The sequence below is a fragment of the Shewanella sp. ALD9 genome, assembly GCF_002836315.1.
In the GTDB taxonomy this organism is placed as follows: Bacteria; Pseudomonadota; Gammaproteobacteria; order Enterobacterales; family Shewanellaceae; genus Shewanella.
This window is the reverse complement of sequence record NZ_PJCD01000002.1, coordinates 325,893-343,461: the sequence shown is the minus strand read 5'-3', so window position 1 is coordinate 343,461 and position 17,569 is coordinate 325,893. Positions and strand designations below refer to the sequence as shown.

Sequence of the window (17,569 nt, the reverse complement as noted above, 5' to 3'; positions counted from 1 at the left end):
ACTGTATTATTGCTTCATTAATAATCTATCAACCTATTTTGGGCGAGAAAAACAAAAGGGAAGCATTGCTGCTTCCCTTATATCAAATATGGAAAGTACTCTACAGTCAGCTCAACTAAGCCACTTGTTGGCGCAGCATCCTTAATAGCCATTTTCCGTAGATGAAAATACCTACTGCAGAAATAATCCCAATGGCGGCTATAATATACCAAGCCATGCCGATATTGTTGGCTTGATATAAAGCTTGGGTTAATGCCTGTGGGTCTTGACCTGTGGTACTGACTAAGCGACTAAATGCTTCACCTTGAGGGATGTTAGCAATATCGGTTAAGTTCATACCATGTTCAGATAGCGCTTCACGGGCGATGCGTTCTTTTGACGCGTACATGTCATAAAGCTTAGGGCCGAAATAACCTTCTAACGTCCAACCTATGCCTTGAGGAAGCATGACAAAGCCTAAATACATGGCTTTTTTACCTTCAGGTGCGATGTTACCCATAAACTCGTTTTTCTTTGGGCTGATCATCATTTCGCCGACAGAGAACATGGCAATAGCCAATACAATCATCCAAGCCGCATTAAATGCACCGACCAAGGCAATGGCTAAAATACTCAATAAGCAACCGACAAACATGGTGGTGGTAATGCGATATTTAGCCGTAAGCGCAGCAACAATAAAGCAAGTGGTCATGATCATCCCCGCGTTGAGGTTAAGCATACCCTCTGGCATCACTTTGGTGCCGTCATTATTCAACCCTAGCCAGAACTGCAATATGCCGCTGCTGGTGCCTTCTGGGCCAAATAAAGAGGTGACAATGACGCTGGTATCAACCCATTCCGCAATGTGAATAGGCAATACATCAAATAATGAGTTGTATAAAAACCAAAAACCGGCAAACACCAGCATGTAGTAAATCACCACAGGTTTCTTTAGTTCTCTTAAGGCATCCTTCCACAGTGCTTCTTGTGTGATTTCACCATTTTTCACTTGGCGTGCGCGCTCTAAGCGCTCAGCTTTGCCGGGCTCTTTGTAAGCCAATAAGAATAAAAAGTTAAACGAAATAATGGCTGCACAGGCGTAAAACACGTTATCCCAAGATAATTGACGCATATGTACCGCCACCAATGGACCTAAAAATCCACCGATGTTAACCACTTGGTAAAAAATGCCCCAAGCCATTGAAGTATTATTTCGGTTGGTTGACAGTACTAAAGTGCCTTGAATACCAGGTTTGAATACCCCTGTACCCATGGCTAGCAACATGGCGCCAGCGAGAAAACCCCAGAAGCTAGGGAAGAATGCCATGGTTAAATAGCCACAGATTTTGATGATGGTAGAAACGAAAATGGTTTCTTTGTAACCGACACGGTCAGAAATTCCGCCAGTTAGCACTGGTACGAAGGTTTGTAGCAACGCCCACACGGATATAATAATACCGTAATCGCTTAAATTAATGCCCAGTCCGCCTTGTGATACTGGCGCTTTAGCGTATAAGCCAGCACTGGCTTTGACACCATAATAGGCAATGCGTTCTATTAGCTCCATACCACCGACAAGCCAAAATATATAGCCTAAACTGGTGATCGCGGCCCACATGCCTAACTGTTTTACTTCACTCAAATCATTGTCTGAGTGCGAATTAGTGCTCATAAGTCACCCTTTTATTTTATGGTCTGTTTCATTTTTATAACAAAGGCTGACACTTTACCTAAGTTCGTGATTAATACCAAACCCTATCCATAAGTGATCCGCCAAGAGTGCCGCTCATTTGTGAATTTGTGATGTGGTTACATAGGTAAGCCTCGATTGTTAAGTGTATACAACGTTAACGTTAACAATCTAAAGGCAATAAAAAAGCGGATCGTAAGATCCGCTTCAATATTTAATCATTGGTCCGTTAGTGACCAACGAGCCTAACGTTGGTATTTTGGTTTAAGCACCGCAACACTTTTTGTACTTTTTACCACTGCCGCAAGGGCAAGCATCATTGCGGTTTGGCTTAGCTTCAGAAGTAACCGCTTTGGGTTTATTCAATAAACCAGTTAAATCAACAATGTTTTCAGGCTTATCTGCATCAATAGTGATATTAGCAAAGAGTTGCTGTTCAGCGACCATAGCAGCCACTTCATGTTGGCGAGCTTCGGTTTGAACTGACAATATTAACGGTAACGCTTCCGTGCCCAGTTTGGCGGCACGTTTGGTGTTATAACCACTTTCACCATAAGCTGGCTTAGGGGTTCTACGACCTTTAAAAAAGTATTTATCAGACATGGTTTTGACCCATTAGATAGAATGATGATATTGGCCGAAGCTTATACACCAAAAATGTAAGTTGAGATATCAAAGTTTCAATTTTGAACCAAATAAACCTAATATTATCGCCATGGGTCACATCAACGAATATAAAAAACCAGCGAGTTATTCGCTGGTTTTTTTGAAGAGTGCTTTGTTAAACAAAGTAAACCTTAAGACAACAACTTATGTTTGCCGTTAAATCTTAGCTAATTCGACTTTTTGTTCGTTTAACTTTTCAATGTCACGAGTTAAATCGGTCATTTTAGCGCGTTCTTTATCAATTACCGCAGCAGGGGCTTTAGCCACAAAACCTTGATTAGATAATTTACCTTCAATACGGGCAATCTCTTGAGCAAGCTTTTCTAACTGTTTATCGATACGGGCCATTTCTGCGCCTACATCGATCAAACCTGCCATTGGGATTAATAGCTCCATATTGCCAACTAACTGAGTGCTCGACATTGGCGCCGTTTCACCTTCAGATAAAATGGTCATCGTTTCGAGTTTAGCCAAACTTGCAAAGAATGTTTGGTTTGCTTCAAGACGAATACGATCTTCGTAGCTCACACCACGCAGTAACGCATTAAGCGGCTTTGATGGGGCAATATTAAGTTCAGCACGAATATTACGTACAGCCACAATCACTTGCTTAACCCATTCAAGATCGGCCATCGCGGTCGCATCAACTTGATCTGCTTGATAAGTTGGGAATGATGCTAGCATGATGGTATCGCCAGTTACGCCTGCTAACGGTTTAACACGTTGCCAAATCGTTTCAGTAATGTACGGCATAAATGGATGCATTAGACGTTGCATTTTTTCAAGCACGTTGACCAAAGTGTGGCGAGTGCCGCGCATTTGCGCTTCAGTGCCATTTTGCATAACAGGCTTGGTTAATTCCAAATACCAGTCACAGAATTGATTCCAAGTGAACTCGTATAAGGTGTTAGCGGCTAAGTCGAAACGGAAAGCGGCCATGTGGTCTTCAACGGTTTTCACGGTTTGATTAAACAAACCAATGATCCAACGATCGGCTAACGACAATTCCATCTCACCCGGTTTGCCATCTACTAACAGTTGACCGCAATCTAAAGGCTCGCCCGCTTCATCGCTATCAGGATCCGTCTGCACTTCAGTGTTCATTAACACGTAACGTGACGCATTCCATAACTTGTTACAGAAACTGCGGTAACCATCAAGACGTTTCATGTCCCAGTTGATGTCGCGGCCAGTTGATGCCATTGCTGCTAAGGTAAAGCGCAGTGCATCAGTACCATGAGCTTCAATGCCGTCGGCAAATTCTTTACGGGTACTCTTTTCAATCTTCGCGGCAAGTTGCGGTTGCATCATGTTGCCAGTGCGCTTTTCAACTAAGGTTTCAAGCTCGATACCGTCAATCATGTCTAATGGATCAAGTACGTTACCTTTAGACTTTGACATTTTATTGCCGACTTCGTCACGGATAAGACCGGTAACGTAAACGGTTTTAAAAGGCACTTGTGGCTTGCCATCTTCATCTTTAATAAAGTGCATGGTCATCATGATCATGCGGGCAACCCAGAAGAAGATGATGTCAAAACCGGTAACCAACACGTCGGTTGGGTGGAAGGTTTTTAAATCTTCTAAATTGTCTGGCCAACCTAAGGTTGAGAATGTCCATAATGCTGAACTGAACCAGGTGTCTAATACGTCATCGTCTTGACGTAGTACCACAGAGTCAGCAAATTGATGTTTAGCGCGCACTTCTGCTTCGTTACGACCAACGTAGACTTTGCCGTTTTCGTCGTACCAAGCTGGAATACGGTGTCCCCACCATAACTGGCGTGAAATACACCAGTCTTTAATATCGCGCATCCATGAGAAGTACATGTTCTCGTATTGTTGCGGCACAAACTTAATTTCGCCAGTTTCTACTGCTTCAATGGCTGTTTTAGCCATTGACTGCACAGCCACGTACCATTGGTCGGTTAGTAATGGTTCAATCACCACACCAGAGCGATCGCCATAAGGTACTTTTAAGCCGTGCGGAGCGACCTTTTCAAGTAGACCTAAGCTGTCAAATTCAGCCACGATAGCATCACGGGCTTTAAAGCGATCGAGGCCAACATAACGCTCTGGCAAGGCCATCTCGACGCCTTTGTTTGGGGTGCCATCAGTATTAATCACTTCAACAAAACTGCGTACGGCGGCATCTAAGGTGAAGATGTTGTACATAGGCAGTTGATGACGTTTACCGACTTCATAGTCGTTAAAGTCATGGGCTGGAGTGATTTTTACACAACCGGTTCCAAATTCCATGTCGACATAATCGTCGGCAACAATCGGCACTAAACGGTTAACGATAGGCAATAGAATGAATTTACCAATTAATGACTGGTAACGTTCATCATCTGGATGCACGGCTACTGCGCTGTCACCTAACATGGTTTCTGGGCGCGTAGTGGCCACTTCTAGGTAATCTTTACCGTCGGCTGTTAATGCGCCTTGGGCCAAAGGATAGCGGAAGTGCCACATGTGGCCTTGCTTCTCTTTGTTTTCAACTTCAAGGTCTGAAATGGCGGTGTGAAGCTTTGGATCCCAGTTAACTAGGCGCTTACCACGATAAATGAGCTCATCATCGTATAGGCGAACAAACACTTCTTGAACCGCTTTTGATAAGCCTTCATCCATAGTGAAACGTTCGCGATCCCAATCAACCGATGCGCCCATACGGCGAAGCTGTTTGGTAATCGTGCCACCAGACTGTTCTTTCCAGTCCCACACTTTATCAATAAAGGCGTCACGGCCTAAATCATGGCGAGTTTTACCTTCTTCGGCTTCAAGCTTACGCTCTACCAACATTTGAGTCGCAATACCCGCGTGGTCGGTGCCGACTTGCCATAAGGTATTTTTACCTTTCATCCGCTCAAAGCGGGTAAGGGTATCCATGATGGTGTCTTGGAAGGCATGACCCATGTGCAAGCTACCGGTTACATTCGGTGGCGGGATCATGATGCAGTAATTGCCTTTTGATTCATCACCATGCGGCTTGAAGTAACCTTGCTCTTCCCAGTTTTGGTAAAGGGCTTGTTCGATAGACTTTGGGTTGTATGTTTTTTCCATAGGAGCGTTATGTTCTCTATCTAAATTAAGTGTTTATTCAGCTAATGCTTGAGTGCTGGGCGTAATGCCTACATTCTGATATTGACGGTAGCGATTGCGAGCAATGCGCTTAAGTTCGTCATCATTAGCGACAAAATCGATAATATGGGGCAAGTTTACCGCAAAACTGGGCATTTGGTCTGCAAGATTAATCAGAACTTGACGACTTTTATTTGGCCCTAAAGTGTCAAAACCTATTTCCACAGGTGCACCTGTTACTGGGCCTTCACCTTTTAAGTTGTGTGGTACAAAGGCGTTTGGCTCAAATTGCCACAGTAATTCGTCAATGGCATAAGCTTGCTGTTTGTCTTTGCAGTGAATGTAGACGGTTTTTTGTTGACGATATTGTTGTTCAGCTAACCTGCAAGCAGCTAAATAGAGCGCATCTAATGCACTCATTTGATTATGATTATCAGGCATAAGGTAAAACAAGGCTTGAGTCATGTGGTGATGCTTATAACAGGTTAATAAGTTGGGCTCGAGTTTACACTAAAATCGTCTGCGGGTTAATGGCCTCGTGATGCGATATTCATATGACGTTGGAATAGATTAATATCCCTAGCGTCAGTTTAATACTGCTAATTAATCCTAAATATATCGCGATCATAATGGATTTTCTACGCCGTTCAGGCAGAAGTTCTATAATTGTAGGATGGCGGTCTGACTGCTGAGTAGGGGTTAAACTGGATCGCCACAATAAAAACCAAATGATGGTTAAGTTGTATGGCGTGTTGTTTATAAGGATTTGTTGCTTTCGCCATGGGCTTAACAGCAGTAGTCGACTATAAACCTGTTGCTGATTTATGGATAAGCTAAAACGGGTGGTGACACGATTGTAATAGACATCTATTTTCTGATTATCAATTAAATGTGTTTTGTGTTGTTTGGGTTCAAATCGCATTGGTTTGCCTTAACGGATTAACTCACATTTTACATGAGTAGGACGAGTCCCTTTGGTGCACTCTTTTAAAGCTCTGCGTTGTGCTTTTAACATTGAGTCATAACCATAACCGTATCCATATCTAACATTACCCATATCGTTAACCGATACAGCCAGTGCTTTATGGTTTTTAAAGCCTTCATACTTGATTAACACATCAATAAGTTTCTGATCATTTGTCACAAACTGACACGCTTTAGGTTGCGGCGTTTGTTCACAGGCTAATGGGTAATGGTCAAATACAGGGTAGGAAATATCGATACTGTCAAACCAAGAGGACCAAGTCGTTTCTTGAGTCTCAATTACGATATCAGCTGGAATATGAATTTGCAGTTGTTGGTCGTCAGAATCTTGTTGTCCTAACCAGACTAAGTTGAGTTTATTATCGTTAGGATGGTCATTGGCAACGAACACGTCGCCAGCACAATTGTCACACAGTTGCTCGTCAGCTTTTATGATTGATATTTGAGTTGAGTAGCCAGAAGCGCCACCGCAACTTTTTTCAAAGATAACAGCCTTGTACATTTTATCTAATGAAAGTGATTCGGTGTAAACGTTATTACCGCACATGGAACTGAGTAGCCAGCCCAATAAAATAGCCATTAACCCAAAAAGCGCCAACGCGCTGACTATTGAAATGAGTATGACTTTCATCGCCTTCATCTGAACATTCCTTTCAGTGAGTTTTATTTCATTAAATTATACATTTAAGCTATTTTGGGTTTTATATTAAATTTGTTACTTACATGTAACAAGTTAATCATTGTTTATTCTTAGTCAGTTTGGTTTAGAGAGGATCTTTTGGGGATATTGCATTAAGCATATTTAGCGGATAACGAAAATTCGATAGTAAAAATTATCTATTGCAGTTGTTATGTATTGGAAATTAATGATCCGTTATCGCTTAGCAATATCGGTATCAGTTGGAAAATAATCTTGATAAATGGTCTGGTACATACCTGATGATTTTAACTCATCAAATGCTTGCTGCCATAGTGCAATAACCTCATCAGAAGTGTCGTTTGAAAATGCGATATACAAGGTAGAGTCGTATAACTTAATCGGGGTACGTTCTATTGAGTTGATATCGATATCGGCTGCTTTTGCCAAAAATGGCATCACTAGTTCGCTCATTGGCGCAACATCAACTCGGCCATAACTGAGCATTTTGAGCGATTGTAATTGGGATTTATCAGTACTGAGGTTAGTGAATCCTTGGGAATCCAAATAGGTGTGATCAGCATTACCAAGTACTACACCAACATTTCGGACACGTTTTAAGTCTTCTAAATATGCTAATGAGAGTCCGGAATTACGTTTTTGGTAAAAATACACTCCGCTGCTAATAATGGGACCTACCCATTTCATGTTTACTTCTCTTTCTGGCCTTTTAGCAATGACAAACAACGCAGTGTTTGGTTGTGATTTCAATATCTGAAATGCTCTATTAAAGGGATACATTTCAATGTTGGCTGTGTGCTGGGTATGTTGCATCATCGCTTGAACAATATCGATAGAAAAACCGCTTAAAAGATCATTGTCAAGATAACTAAATGGGGGTAAAGTATGGGTGATAAATCGAACTTGCGGATGGTCTTTTGCAAATAGCTCGCCCGTTGGCGTGAGTGCAAAGCAAACGCTGAGGAAGATGATATAAAGCGTTAAAGGCAAGCGTTTCATTTATTGGTTTGCCAACGCTAATGACATTATCAAGCGGTTGTGTTGCGTCATTCAACCCATTCCTTGTGATTGTTAATTTGATGATTAATTAGAACATTAAATTGTTCAATAAATAACCTAGCATATGATGAAGTTATAGACAAATTTATAACCTCATCATATAAGGCGTTATTTTATCGCCAGACCACGGTTACTGGTCATTTTTAGTTGAGGCTTGAGATAATCTTGCTGGATCAGGAAAGGTAAAATTCTGATGTATTTGTGCCCAAGAATCATGGCTTTTAATTATGTGGCCAACGGCAACCAATACTGAACAGGCCAGAATTCCCCAACCAATAGCGTTATCACCCGCACTTGCCCAAATTGCCACCAGACTTGATGCCCCAAAAGAGATAGTAATCTGCAAAAAGTTTTGTAATCCTGCAGCTTTAGCCGCGTTATTGCTGAACTCTTGCAGAGCATTATTGACCACAATAGGATAAATAGCGCCATTGCTTCCTGCTAGCAAAGAGAATGCAATGAGCAGTGGCAATATTGTTTCTGTATCGAGGATCACACTGGAGGTGAAAATGGCCGCAACACACAAACCAAACAATATCAGTAAACAGTTTAGGCTGCCTTTGGTGCCAAATTTGCGGATCAGTAATTTACTTGAGTAGCCACCGACAATAAACATGATGGTTTGGGGAATAAAACTTAAGCCAATTTCTGTCGCGGCGTAACCATACTGCTCCATCACTGCAGGCCACAACGTTAAGTAAGCAAAAAAAGCCCCTGAACACGCACCAAAAATTACTACATTACCTAGATATTGGGTATTGGCCAGTAGTTGCTTATAGCGGATATGAGTTTTGCTTTTGTGTACGCTAGCTTTTTCTTTTGGCACAAAAAAATACGTCATGGCAATGAGTAATACTGCAATGATACATAAGCTAATAAACACCGCACGCCAACCAAAACTATTCAGTATCAGTGCGCCAGCAATGGGCGCTAATGCTGGAGACAATGCCACTAAAGGCATAATATTAGAGAAAATATTTTGAGCTTTATCGGCTGGGTATTGTTCTATCACAATCGCTTGCCAAATAACGGCTGCACTGCAAGCACCAATGGCTTGGAAGAAGCGGGCAATATTCATCATCAACATGCTGTCACTGAACGCAATGAGTGCACTTGCCAGCATAAACAGGCTTAGACCCGCAAACAGTGAATTCCGTTTACCTATTTTATGCACTAACGGCCCATACAATAACTGTCCGATAGCGAGGCCAGCCAAAAAGCTGGTTAACGAGATGGCCACTTCTGAGGTACTTGCATTAAAAGTCCCTTCAATAGATTTGAATGATGGCAGGTACATGTCGGTAGCGACAAAACCTAACATACTCAGTAAGGCTAAATAAAACAGAAACAAGTAGAATGTTATATTTGTTTGTTTTGTGTTGATTAATATATTGTTATTGTTCAAATTAGGCATATCTATTTTCGTCAGTTCAATAAAGGCCGCTAGCTTAATGGTTTACTAAATTAGCTGGAAACGTTTATTTTTGACAGCTGCTATCAAAAATATTGATACCATGATGTAATTACAGGCATGGAGGGTTTCAGTTCAATATTAAACCTCGAATGCGTTATTCATCTTGTGCTGTTACCGTACATTTTCTAGCGAGTTAAATTGATATGCTTTCACAGCAAGTTTTTGAGCTAATAGACGTTGTCGCCCAAACGGGCAGTTTTACCGCCGCTGCGAAAAAATTGCACAAGGTACCGTCAGCGATAAGTTATTCAGTCAAACAAATTGAAACTGAACTGGGAGTCGAGTTATTTATTCGCCATCATCGCAGTGTCAGCCTAACCCCAGCAGGAAGGCATTTCGCCGTAAAAGCGCGCCAGTTTCTTAACGATATGGAGTTGATGAAACGAGACACTCAACGAGTGGCTAATGGCTGGAAGCCTATGCTCTCTATTGCATTGGATAATATTGTGAGAACGGATAGCGTTCATGCGTTAATTGCAGATTTTTATAGACAGTTTCAAGATGTTGAGCTGATTATTCGGATTGAAGTATTTAATGGCGTATGGGAAGCACTTGCCGCAGGAAGAAGTGATATTGCCATTGGTGCGACAACCGCAAATCCAGTCGGTGGGGCGTTTAAATTCACTAATATGGGCAATATTGATTGGCTGTTTGTGGTCAGCCCTGATCATCCATTGGCAAATATTATGGGTCCACTTCATGATGATGAGTTGCGTGTTTTTCCGTCTATTTGTCTTGAAGATAGCTCTCGTGATATTCCTAAACGGATTACGTGGTTGTTAAACAGTCAACGACGCTTAGTGGTGCCCGACTGGCACAGTGCCATTAACTGTTTTGTCGAAGGTTTAGGGATAGGCTACATGCCGCAGCATTTGGCTGGACCGTTAATTGAGTCAGGTAAGTTAGTCTGTAAAACGCTCCATAGAGTTAAACAACCTAGCGCCTGCTGTTTGGCGTGGAATGATGAACAAATGTCACCCGCGCTGGCTTGGGTATTGGATTATTTAGGCGATGAAGAGCAGTTACATCGTCAATGGTTAGCCTAGTACAGATGGTTTTAAGGGTTTACTTTACAGGTTAATTTATTGGCGTCTTCCACAATAAAAAAAGGGTAAAGCCTTAAGCTTTACCCTTTAATATGCGTCAAAGTTAATACTTATTCGCTAATTTCAACACCAGCACGATTAATTAAGAACTGGCTTAAAATGGGTACCGGACGACCGGTAGAGCCTTTGTTTGCACCGCTGTTCCAAGCTGTACCTGCGACATCTAAATGTGCCCAGTTGTACTTTTTAGTAAAGCGAGACAAGAAACACGCTGCAGTAATCGAACCTGCCGGACGACCACCTAAGTTAGTCATGTCAGCAAATGGGCTGTCTAGCATGTCTTGGTATTCATCCCATAACGGCATGCGCCATGCGCGGTCACCACTTTGCTCACCAGCATTTAGCATTTCGTGTGCAAGCGGGTTATGCGAACTGAATAAACCAGAAGCGTGCTTACCTAATGCAATAACACAAGCACCGGTTAAGGTAGCGGTATCAATCACTAATTCAGGGTCAAAGCGTTCAACGTAAGTTAATACATCACACAACACTAAACGACCTTCGGCATCGGTATTAAGCACCTCAACCGTTTGGCCCGACATAGTGGTTAAAATGTCGCCTGGACGATATGCGTTACCAGCAGGCATGTTTTCACAACCCGCTAATACACCAATAACGTTGATAGGCAATTTCATTTCACACAATGCTTTCATGGTGCCAATAACACCAGCAGCGCCACCCATGTCATATTTCATTTCATCCATGGCTTCGCCAGGTTTTAATGAAATCCCGCCAGAGTCAAAGGTTAACCCTTTACCGACAAGGACAATTGGCTTTTCAGTACTGTCAACGGCGCCCTGATATTCCATCACAGTCATGATAGATTCATTGGCACTAGCACGACCCACAGCAAGGTAAGCGTTCATGCCCAACTTGGCCATTTGCTCTTCGCCTATCGTCGTGACTTTAAGGTTTTCATACACTTCAGCCATTTGACGCGCTTGAGATGCCAAATATGCAGGGTTACAAATGTTAGGCGGCATGTTGGCCACGTCACGACATAAATGCATACCAGCAGATACGGCTGTTCCGTGTTCAATTGCACGCTCACCAATGGTGAGTTCACGGCGTGTCGGCACGTTGAATACCATTTTTCGTAATGGACGACGAGTTTCGCCTTTACGGGTTTTTAATGCATCAAACGAATACAGACTATTTTGGGTGCTCTCAATGGCTTGGCGAACTTTCCAGTAGGTGTCGCGGCCTTTGACATGCAGTTCAGTTAAGAAGCACACAGCTTCCATTGAACCGGTTTCATTTAGGGTACTGATGGTTTTTGTGATAATTTGTTTGTATTGGCGCTCGTCTAACTCACGCTCTTTGCCACAACCAACCAGTAAAACACGTTCGCTTAGTACGTTTGGTACGTGATGCAATAGCAACATTTGCCCTGGTTTACCTTCAAGGTCACCCCGACGAAGTAGGTTACTAATGTAACCTTCACTGATTTTATCCAATTGCTCTGCGATACCAGACAGACGGCGAGGTTCGTACACGCCGACAACGATACAGGCTGAACGTTGTTTTTCTGGGCTGCCGCTCTTTACGCTAAACTCCATGAGCACTCCTAGATTCTTAAAGACAAATTTTTATATTTATTAGATAATGTTTGCATTAGGCCATCTGGCATATAATCAACGAAAAGGTGATAACTGTTTGGGATTATTAACGAAAAAGAGGCGTAAATTGACAGCCAAAATAGATGTTAACCATGACCCCAAAGCACCTTCCGCGCTGGTCAGAAAACTAGCAAAACTGCTGAAAGTAGACAGTTTACATGAAAGTTGCTCTGATACCAGTAAAAAGATAAGTTTAGCCACCGGATCCTACTTGTGATTGTATTTAGATATCTTATTAGTGAAGTTTTAAAAGCACAATTTGCGGTACTTTTGGTGCTGTTAACTATTTTTATTAGTCAACAATTTGTGCGCGTGTTAGCCGATGCATCTGATGGTGAATTCCCCGCTTCGTTAGTGATGACATTATTAGGGCTAAATCTGCCTCAATTGACGGTGTTAGTGTTACCGCTGAGCTTCTTTTTAGCGATATTATTAGCTCATGGGCGAATGTATGCTGAAAATGAAATGGTGGTATTGCATGGCGTCGGCGTGAGTGAATGGTATGTCACTCGAGTAACCCTGTTGCTTGCTTTTGCCAATTTATTATTCACAGCTTATTTGTCGGTTTATGTCGGACCTTGGGCCGAAGAACGTCAGAATCAGGTATTAGAAAAAGCCCAATCTGAAGCTGGATTAGCAGCCTTAACACAAGGTCGGTTTCAAGCTAGTCCGAATGGTCGAGCCGTTTTGTTTGTTGAAAAAATAAATAAAGACAATAGCTTAGATAAAGTTTTTGTGGCGCAGCTTCCTGATCCTGAAGATGAAAATGGCCTGACAAATATTGTCGTCGCTAATAAAGGTCGTGTGATTGAAGATAATATTGGCAGCCAACAGTTACAACTTGAAAAAGGCTTCCGTTATCAGGGCAGTCCTAAATCACTCGAACTGCAAGTGATTGAGTTTGGTGGTTATAAAATGGAGATTAAAGAACAGGAAGTGGATGAGCGGCGACGTAAATTATCTGCAATGCCAGTTGATCAATTATTGGATACTCCAGGACCTGAAGCTGCAGCTGAATTTCAATGGCGCTTAGCCATCCCTATCGCGATCCCATTATTGACCTTGATTGCGGTGCCGTTAGCGCGGGTTAATGTTCGCCAGGGTAAGTTTGCTAAAATGGGTCCCGCTATTTTGCTGTATTTAGGTTACTTTGGATTAATGATTGCAGGCCGAAAAGCTCTGCAAGATGAGGTGGTGCCGCAGTATTTAGGCATGTGGTGGATCCATGGCTTTGCGCTGTTATTAGGATTGTTGTTACTTATTAAAGAGCGCCCGACAGGGATGAAGTTCTTAGGCTTATTTAAACGTAAGCAGGTGACGGCATGAAAATATTAGACCTTTATATCGCACGTATGATCGTGAGTACATCAGGCTTGTGTTTACTTATTTTGACTGGGCTATCAGGCATCATTAAGTGGGTTGATCAATTACGTTTGGTCGGGCGCGGTGCTTATACCATGCTAGATGCCGGTATTTACGTGCTGTTTTTAGTGCCACGTGATATTGAAATGTTTTTCCCAATGGCGGTACTGCTTGGTGCGTTAATTGGTATGGGCATGCTAGCATCAAACTCTGAATTAGTGGTGATGCAAGTTTCTGGCATGTCACGTTTACAAATCACTCAATCTGCGATGAAAACGGCCATTCCGTTGATGATTATGGTCATGGCGCTGGGAGAGTGGGGCGCACCCATTGCGGAGAAAAGCGCAAAAGAGCTTCAAGCGACTAAAATATCCGGTGGCAGTTTGATTAAGTCTCATCGTGGTATTTGGGCAAAAGATGGTGATTTATTCGTTAATATTGGTGAGGTTCAAGACGTTAATACGCTCAGTAACATCAGTTTATATGAGTTTAACGATCAACAAGAATTAACCCGAGTGACCCATGCGAATACCGCGGTATTTATTGACGATGCTTGGCAGTTATCTGTGGTTGAAAATACCACGGTTAAAGATGATCGGGTTATTCGTGATCACCTTGATACTGATGTGTGGCAATCTTCGTTAACACCAGATAAGTTGAGTGTAGTGTCGGTTAAGCCTGAGGCATTATCCATTAGCGGCTTAATTGACTACCTCGATTATTTGAAGGTTAACCAACAAGATCCTAGTCGTTATGAACTGGCTTTATGGCGCAAGGTTATGCAGCCGGTAACGGTCGCTGTGATGATGCTGGTGGCATTATCGTTTGTGTTTGGACCATTACGCACGGTGACCATGGGAGCTCGTGTACTACTGGGTGTTGTGGCAGGATTTAGCTTTTATATCAGTAATGAGATATTTGGCCCGATGAGCATAGTATATGAATTGCCAGCGGCGGTGGGTGCAATTGCGCCCAGCATGTTATTTACTGGCTTAGCTTTGTATTATATTCGTAAATAATCAATTGGTTGTTTAGTCTATATTGAAAGTGAAAGTGAAAGTGAAAGTGAAAATGTATATAAAAATGGCAACCCAAGGGTTGCCATTTTTATTACTTGTTTGATGCGTGTTTATTCGTTTTGCAGGTAAGTTAGTTTGGTATGTGACTTATTTATGCACCACGCCAGTTACGCATTTGATTGGCTTCTACTGATAACACGACAACCTCAGAACGAGTCATCATGTCTTGTAGTGCTAACTTATCAGCATTGATGATAATCCACAGATTACCAACACCTAATAAAGACCAAATGACGCGAGCACAGGCCGTAATAAAACTTAAGTTCTGACCATTAGGGTGCTGAACCTTAAGTCGCCAAGCTCGCATACCTAAAGTTTGTCCACCTCTGCTCCAAAACATGGCGTAAAACCCACCAACACAAATGGCTATCCAAAATTGATAAATACCATGGTAAAGCGGGGTGTTGTTGAGCAAGTCTGACACATGCTCGTACTCACCCATCGCGATAAGTCCGGTGCTCTGCAGACCAAAGAAAAACCCAAAACCTAACGCACCAGCAAACATATAAACGGCAATAGCAAGCATTGAGTCATACGCCATTGCACCTAAACGTCGAACAAAACTCGCTCGTGGGAAATTAGCATGATCTGAATTCAACATAGTTAGCCCTTACGTAAACCAAAATGATTAAATCTCATCATCTTCACGAACAAATTTGATACTCGTAAAACCAAAACGTGCAAACTCGGTTTTACGAAATTCTTTCTCTGCTTTAGCGCCTTTTTTGGACGTTAACGCAATTTGCTTTTCCAAGATTAGAAACTTTTTTAAATCAATCCCTTCAGCTTCAGCTGCTGCTTCATAAAGATCATGATGTACGTCATAGCTAAAGGCGATAGTTTTGGTTTGGCCTTTAAAGGTATAGATCACTTGGCGCGCCATGGAGAACTCCTGAAATTAATGTAATTCACTTTTAAATATAAATAATACGGCACCTAAAAGGCATAACCCAGCCTATAAACAGTTAAGCTTTAAGGGGTGTTTGAGATACCTAACGGCAAAAGGGATAAATACACATAAGGTGATGACCTCTTGCACAATCTTTAATTGTCCCACGTTAATCACGGTATAACCAAGACGATTCGCAGGAACTTGCAATAAATATTCGAATAAGACGATACCTCTGCTCACTAAAGCCGCGATAATCCAGAGTTTGCTATTTAAGGTTTTTAAATGACCATACCAAGCAAAAGTCATGAAGATATAACTAATACCAATCTCATTAAATATCTGCTCAGTTCAGAGTCTCTCAGGTTTTTCAATTCAAGGCGCATTGATGTAGAAATGGTTGTTCCCTTTTAAATCGATGCAACACAGAAGTGGAATACCTGAGAGACTCCATTCTGGCGGGTTTCAAAGTACTTTATGCTGCGTTAGATGTTTTCAAAATACGACGGCATGGTCTATTTTTTTCCATAAAAAATAAGACATTCCCACCATCCATGGCGGTCAGATGCTGGAGGTAGAGTAACGCAGGAGCTTGTTACCGAGAATCACTATTCGCTTCAATCATCTGCCTTGCCTACAGCACTTTGAACTCCCGCTGAAAGAGCACATATTTAATAGGATTGGTATAACACAATAAACCGATGGTGATGACAGATGGGTGCATGAGATAGACCTTATGATAAGGATAAATACAGGTAACATGCACCAGCAGGATAACTGTCGAGTGACTTTGTCAGTTTTGCTGAGGTGGTGCTTGGTGTAAACCCTTGTTGCTGCCAATAAGTTTGTGCACCTTGCACAGCCACTAGCCCAATGCCATTAACCGCCGCTGATTTAGCCTGATTGACTATATGATTAAACAGCTTTTTACCTATGCCTAAACCTTGAGCGTTGGGTGAGATGGCCATGTCATGTAAATACCAGCTATCGGCATTAATCTGGCCACTTATCTCGGTATCCAGCGATGGGGCATCGCCTTGCAACCAAGGATGAACAAGCGCGTAGGCTAGCATGTTACCTTGTTGTTCAAACACCACACAGCTAGCGGGCGAAGATCGCCATTTACTCTGCATGACAGATAGTGATTCTGGCGTGAGTTCGACATAGCATTGTGCTTGTATCGCCATAATAGCGGGCCAGTCTGTAGCGGTAATTGGGCGGATTGACATATCACTCAGTGTTCATATTATTTAAGTGACAATTATACTCAGAAACAGCCTAAAACCTAAGCGTTAATCTGTGCTAGAGTAAGTATAAAAAATAGATATAAGGAATATCAACATAATGAAACTCGGTTTACGTTCAATGAGTAAAAACCTGTTTACATCGACAATAGTGACGTTAATTGCATGTTCATCATTTACGGCAACAGCGGGTATTGATGCATTTAAATCGGGTTCTGTGATTAAAGACTATGGCAAAGTGGCTGAAGTAAATAGCGGCTTAGTCATACCAGCCGGTATGAAGTTTAAAGTCGCTTTTGATTTAAGTAGTGCATCTAAACCAGCAGAATTAAATCGTAGTATCGATACCCTGGCGCGCTTTATTAATATGCACGTCGCTGCTGGAGTTAAGCTTGAGGACATTTCTGTTGCGATGGTGGTGCATGGTAAAGCGGCTAATGATATGACTAAGGACAGTTTTTATCAGCAACTTAATGCAGGGCAAAAGAATGCTAATAAAGATTTAATTGCGCAGCTGATTAATAATCAAGTTAGGTTTTATGTGTGTGGTCAAACAGCTGCATATTACGGCATTACACCACAAGACTTATTACCAGGCGTTACCATGGCATTATCCGCGTTAACTGCACATGCAGTATTAGCCCACGAAGGCTACAGCGTAAACCCGTTTTAGCGTAAT

Annotated in this window: 16 protein-coding genes; 4 read left to right on the top strand and 12 right to left on the bottom strand. The window is 42.1% G+C overall.

Translation table 11 applies throughout. The features are described from left to right. Positions 1-115 precede the first annotated feature (115 nt). The 7 genes from CXF88_RS05010 to punC form a co-directional block, all read right to left on the bottom strand. Positions 116-1,651, bottom strand: a complete 1,536-nt coding sequence (locus CXF88_RS05010; protein WP_101085829.1) for an MFS transporter — start codon at positions 1,649-1,651, stop codon at positions 116-118. Positions 1,652-1,933: 282 nt separating this feature from the next. Further along, on the bottom strand, positions 1,934-2,272 hold the full coding sequence (locus CXF88_RS05005; protein WP_011636389.1) for a PBPRA1643 family SWIM/SEC-C metal-binding motif protein: 339 nt from the start codon (positions 2,270-2,272) through the stop codon (positions 1,934-1,936). A 219-nt stretch (positions 2,273-2,491) separates the two neighbouring features. After that, complete coding sequence (locus CXF88_RS05000; protein ID WP_101085828.1) at positions 2,492-5,398, bottom strand: valine--tRNA ligase; 2,907 nt, start codon at positions 5,396-5,398, stop codon at positions 2,492-2,494. A 33-nt stretch (positions 5,399-5,431) separates the two neighbouring features. Beyond that, positions 5,432-5,881, bottom strand: coding sequence for a DNA polymerase III subunit chi (locus CXF88_RS04995; RefSeq protein ID WP_011636391.1), 450 nt, complete (start codon positions 5,879-5,881; stop codon positions 5,432-5,434). 466 nt (positions 5,882-6,347) lie between these two features. Then, a complete protein-coding gene (locus CXF88_RS04990; RefSeq protein ID WP_101085827.1) occupies positions 6,348-7,040 on the bottom strand; it encodes a hypothetical protein in 693 nt (230 codons plus the stop codon). A gap of 234 nt (positions 7,041-7,274) precedes the next feature. Beyond that, the gene (locus CXF88_RS04985) at positions 7,275-8,057 is read right to left on the bottom strand and encodes a transporter substrate-binding domain-containing protein (protein WP_101085826.1); all 783 of its coding nucleotides are present in this window, start codon (positions 8,055-8,057) and stop codon (positions 7,275-7,277) included. Positions 8,058-8,247: 190 nt separating this feature from the next. Beyond that, a complete protein-coding gene (gene punC, locus CXF88_RS04980) occupies positions 8,248-9,531 on the bottom strand; it encodes a purine nucleoside transporter PunC (protein ID WP_101085825.1) in 1,284 nt (427 codons plus the stop codon). A gap of 203 nt (positions 9,532-9,734) precedes the next feature. Between punC and punR the strand changes: the two genes are divergently transcribed. After that, a complete protein-coding gene (punR, locus tag CXF88_RS04975; RefSeq protein ID WP_101085824.1) occupies positions 9,735-10,637 on the top strand; it encodes a DNA-binding transcriptional activator PunR in 903 nt (300 codons plus the stop codon). A 110-nt stretch (positions 10,638-10,747) separates the two neighbouring features. Here punR and pepA read toward each other — a convergent pair whose 3' ends face one another. Beyond that, positions 10,748-12,256, bottom strand: coding sequence for a leucyl aminopeptidase (gene pepA / locus CXF88_RS04970; protein WP_101085823.1), 1,509 nt, complete (start codon positions 12,254-12,256; stop codon positions 10,748-10,750). Between the two features lie 273 nt (positions 12,257-12,529). On the opposite strand from pepA, the gene lptF reads away from it, so the two are divergent. Beyond that, on the top strand, positions 12,530-13,642 hold the full coding sequence (lptF, locus tag CXF88_RS04960) for an LPS export ABC transporter permease LptF (protein ID WP_101085822.1): 1,113 nt from the start codon (positions 12,530-12,532) through the stop codon (positions 13,640-13,642). Then, complete coding sequence (gene lptG / locus CXF88_RS04955; RefSeq protein WP_101085821.1) at positions 13,639-14,697, top strand: LPS export ABC transporter permease LptG; 1,059 nt, start codon at positions 13,639-13,641, stop codon at positions 14,695-14,697. Before lptF ends, lptG begins: the two co-directional genes overlap by 4 nt. A gap of 151 nt (positions 14,698-14,848) precedes the next feature. On the opposite strand, the gene CXF88_RS04950 is transcribed toward lptG, so the two are convergent. From CXF88_RS04950 to CXF88_RS04935, 4 genes are all read right to left on the bottom strand, one after another. Beyond that, positions 14,849-15,358, bottom strand: coding sequence for an RDD family protein (locus tag CXF88_RS04950; RefSeq protein ID WP_101085820.1), 510 nt, complete (start codon positions 15,356-15,358; stop codon positions 14,849-14,851). A 27-nt stretch (positions 15,359-15,385) separates the two neighbouring features. Then, on the bottom strand, positions 15,386-15,640 hold the full coding sequence (locus tag CXF88_RS04945; RefSeq protein WP_011636402.1) for a DUF2960 domain-containing protein: 255 nt from the start codon (positions 15,638-15,640) through the stop codon (positions 15,386-15,388). Positions 15,641-15,712: 72 nt separating this feature from the next. After that, positions 15,713-15,988, bottom strand: coding sequence for a DMT family protein (locus CXF88_RS04940; RefSeq protein ID WP_277949081.1), 276 nt, complete (start codon positions 15,986-15,988; stop codon positions 15,713-15,715). 392 nt (positions 15,989-16,380) lie between these two features. Continuing rightward, complete coding sequence (locus CXF88_RS04935; RefSeq protein ID WP_101085818.1) at positions 16,381-16,875, bottom strand: GNAT family N-acetyltransferase; 495 nt, start codon at positions 16,873-16,875, stop codon at positions 16,381-16,383. 115 nt (positions 16,876-16,990) lie between these two features. On the opposite strand from CXF88_RS04935, the gene CXF88_RS04930 reads away from it, so the two are divergent. Next, on the top strand, positions 16,991-17,563 hold the full coding sequence (locus CXF88_RS04930) for a DsrE family protein (protein WP_101085817.1): 573 nt from the start codon (positions 16,991-16,993) through the stop codon (positions 17,561-17,563). The last annotated feature ends 6 nt before the right edge of the window (positions 17,564-17,569 follow it).

What these genes read in the sequence shown, in the direction of transcription:
- CXF88_RS04945 (WP_011636402.1), bottom strand. Translation starts at nt 15,640, where the DNA reads ATGGCGCGCCAAGTGATCTATACCTTTAAAGGCCAAACCAAAACTATC.
- CXF88_RS04990 (WP_101085827.1), bottom strand. Translation starts at nt 7,040, where the DNA reads ATGAAGGCGATGAAAGTCATACTCATTTCAATAGTCAGCGCGTTGGCG.
- punC (WP_101085825.1), bottom strand. Translation starts at nt 9,531, where the DNA reads ATGCCTAATTTGAACAATAACAATATATTAATCAACACAAAACAAACA.
- lptG (WP_101085821.1), top strand. Translation starts at nt 13,639, where the DNA reads ATGAAAATATTAGACCTTTATATCGCACGTATGATCGTGAGTACATCA.
- CXF88_RS05005 (WP_011636389.1), bottom strand. Translation starts at nt 2,272, where the DNA reads ATGTCTGATAAATACTTTTTTAAAGGTCGTAGAACCCCTAAGCCAGCT.
- CXF88_RS05010 (WP_101085829.1), bottom strand. Translation starts at nt 1,651, where the DNA reads ATGAGCACTAATTCGCACTCAGACAATGATTTGAGTGAAGTAAAACAG.
- CXF88_RS04950 (WP_101085820.1), bottom strand. Translation starts at nt 15,358, where the DNA reads ATGTTGAATTCAGATCATGCTAATTTCCCACGAGCGAGTTTTGTTCGA.
- pepA (WP_101085823.1), bottom strand. Translation starts at nt 12,256, where the DNA reads ATGGAGTTTAGCGTAAAGAGCGGCAGCCCAGAAAAACAACGTTCAGCC.
- punR (WP_101085824.1), top strand. Translation starts at nt 9,735, where the DNA reads ATGCTTTCACAGCAAGTTTTTGAGCTAATAGACGTTGTCGCCCAAACG.
- CXF88_RS04985 (WP_101085826.1), bottom strand. Translation starts at nt 8,057, where the DNA reads ATGAAACGCTTGCCTTTAACGCTTTATATCATCTTCCTCAGCGTTTGC.
- CXF88_RS04930 (WP_101085817.1), top strand. Translation starts at nt 16,991, where the DNA reads ATGAAACTCGGTTTACGTTCAATGAGTAAAAACCTGTTTACATCGACA.
- CXF88_RS05000 (WP_101085828.1), bottom strand. Translation starts at nt 5,398, where the DNA reads ATGGAAAAAACATACAACCCAAAGTCTATCGAACAAGCCCTTTACCAA.
- CXF88_RS04995 (WP_011636391.1), bottom strand. Translation starts at nt 5,881, where the DNA reads ATGACTCAAGCCTTGTTTTACCTTATGCCTGATAATCATAATCAAATG.
- CXF88_RS04935 (WP_101085818.1), bottom strand. Translation starts at nt 16,875, where the DNA reads ATGTCAATCCGCCCAATTACCGCTACAGACTGGCCCGCTATTATGGCG.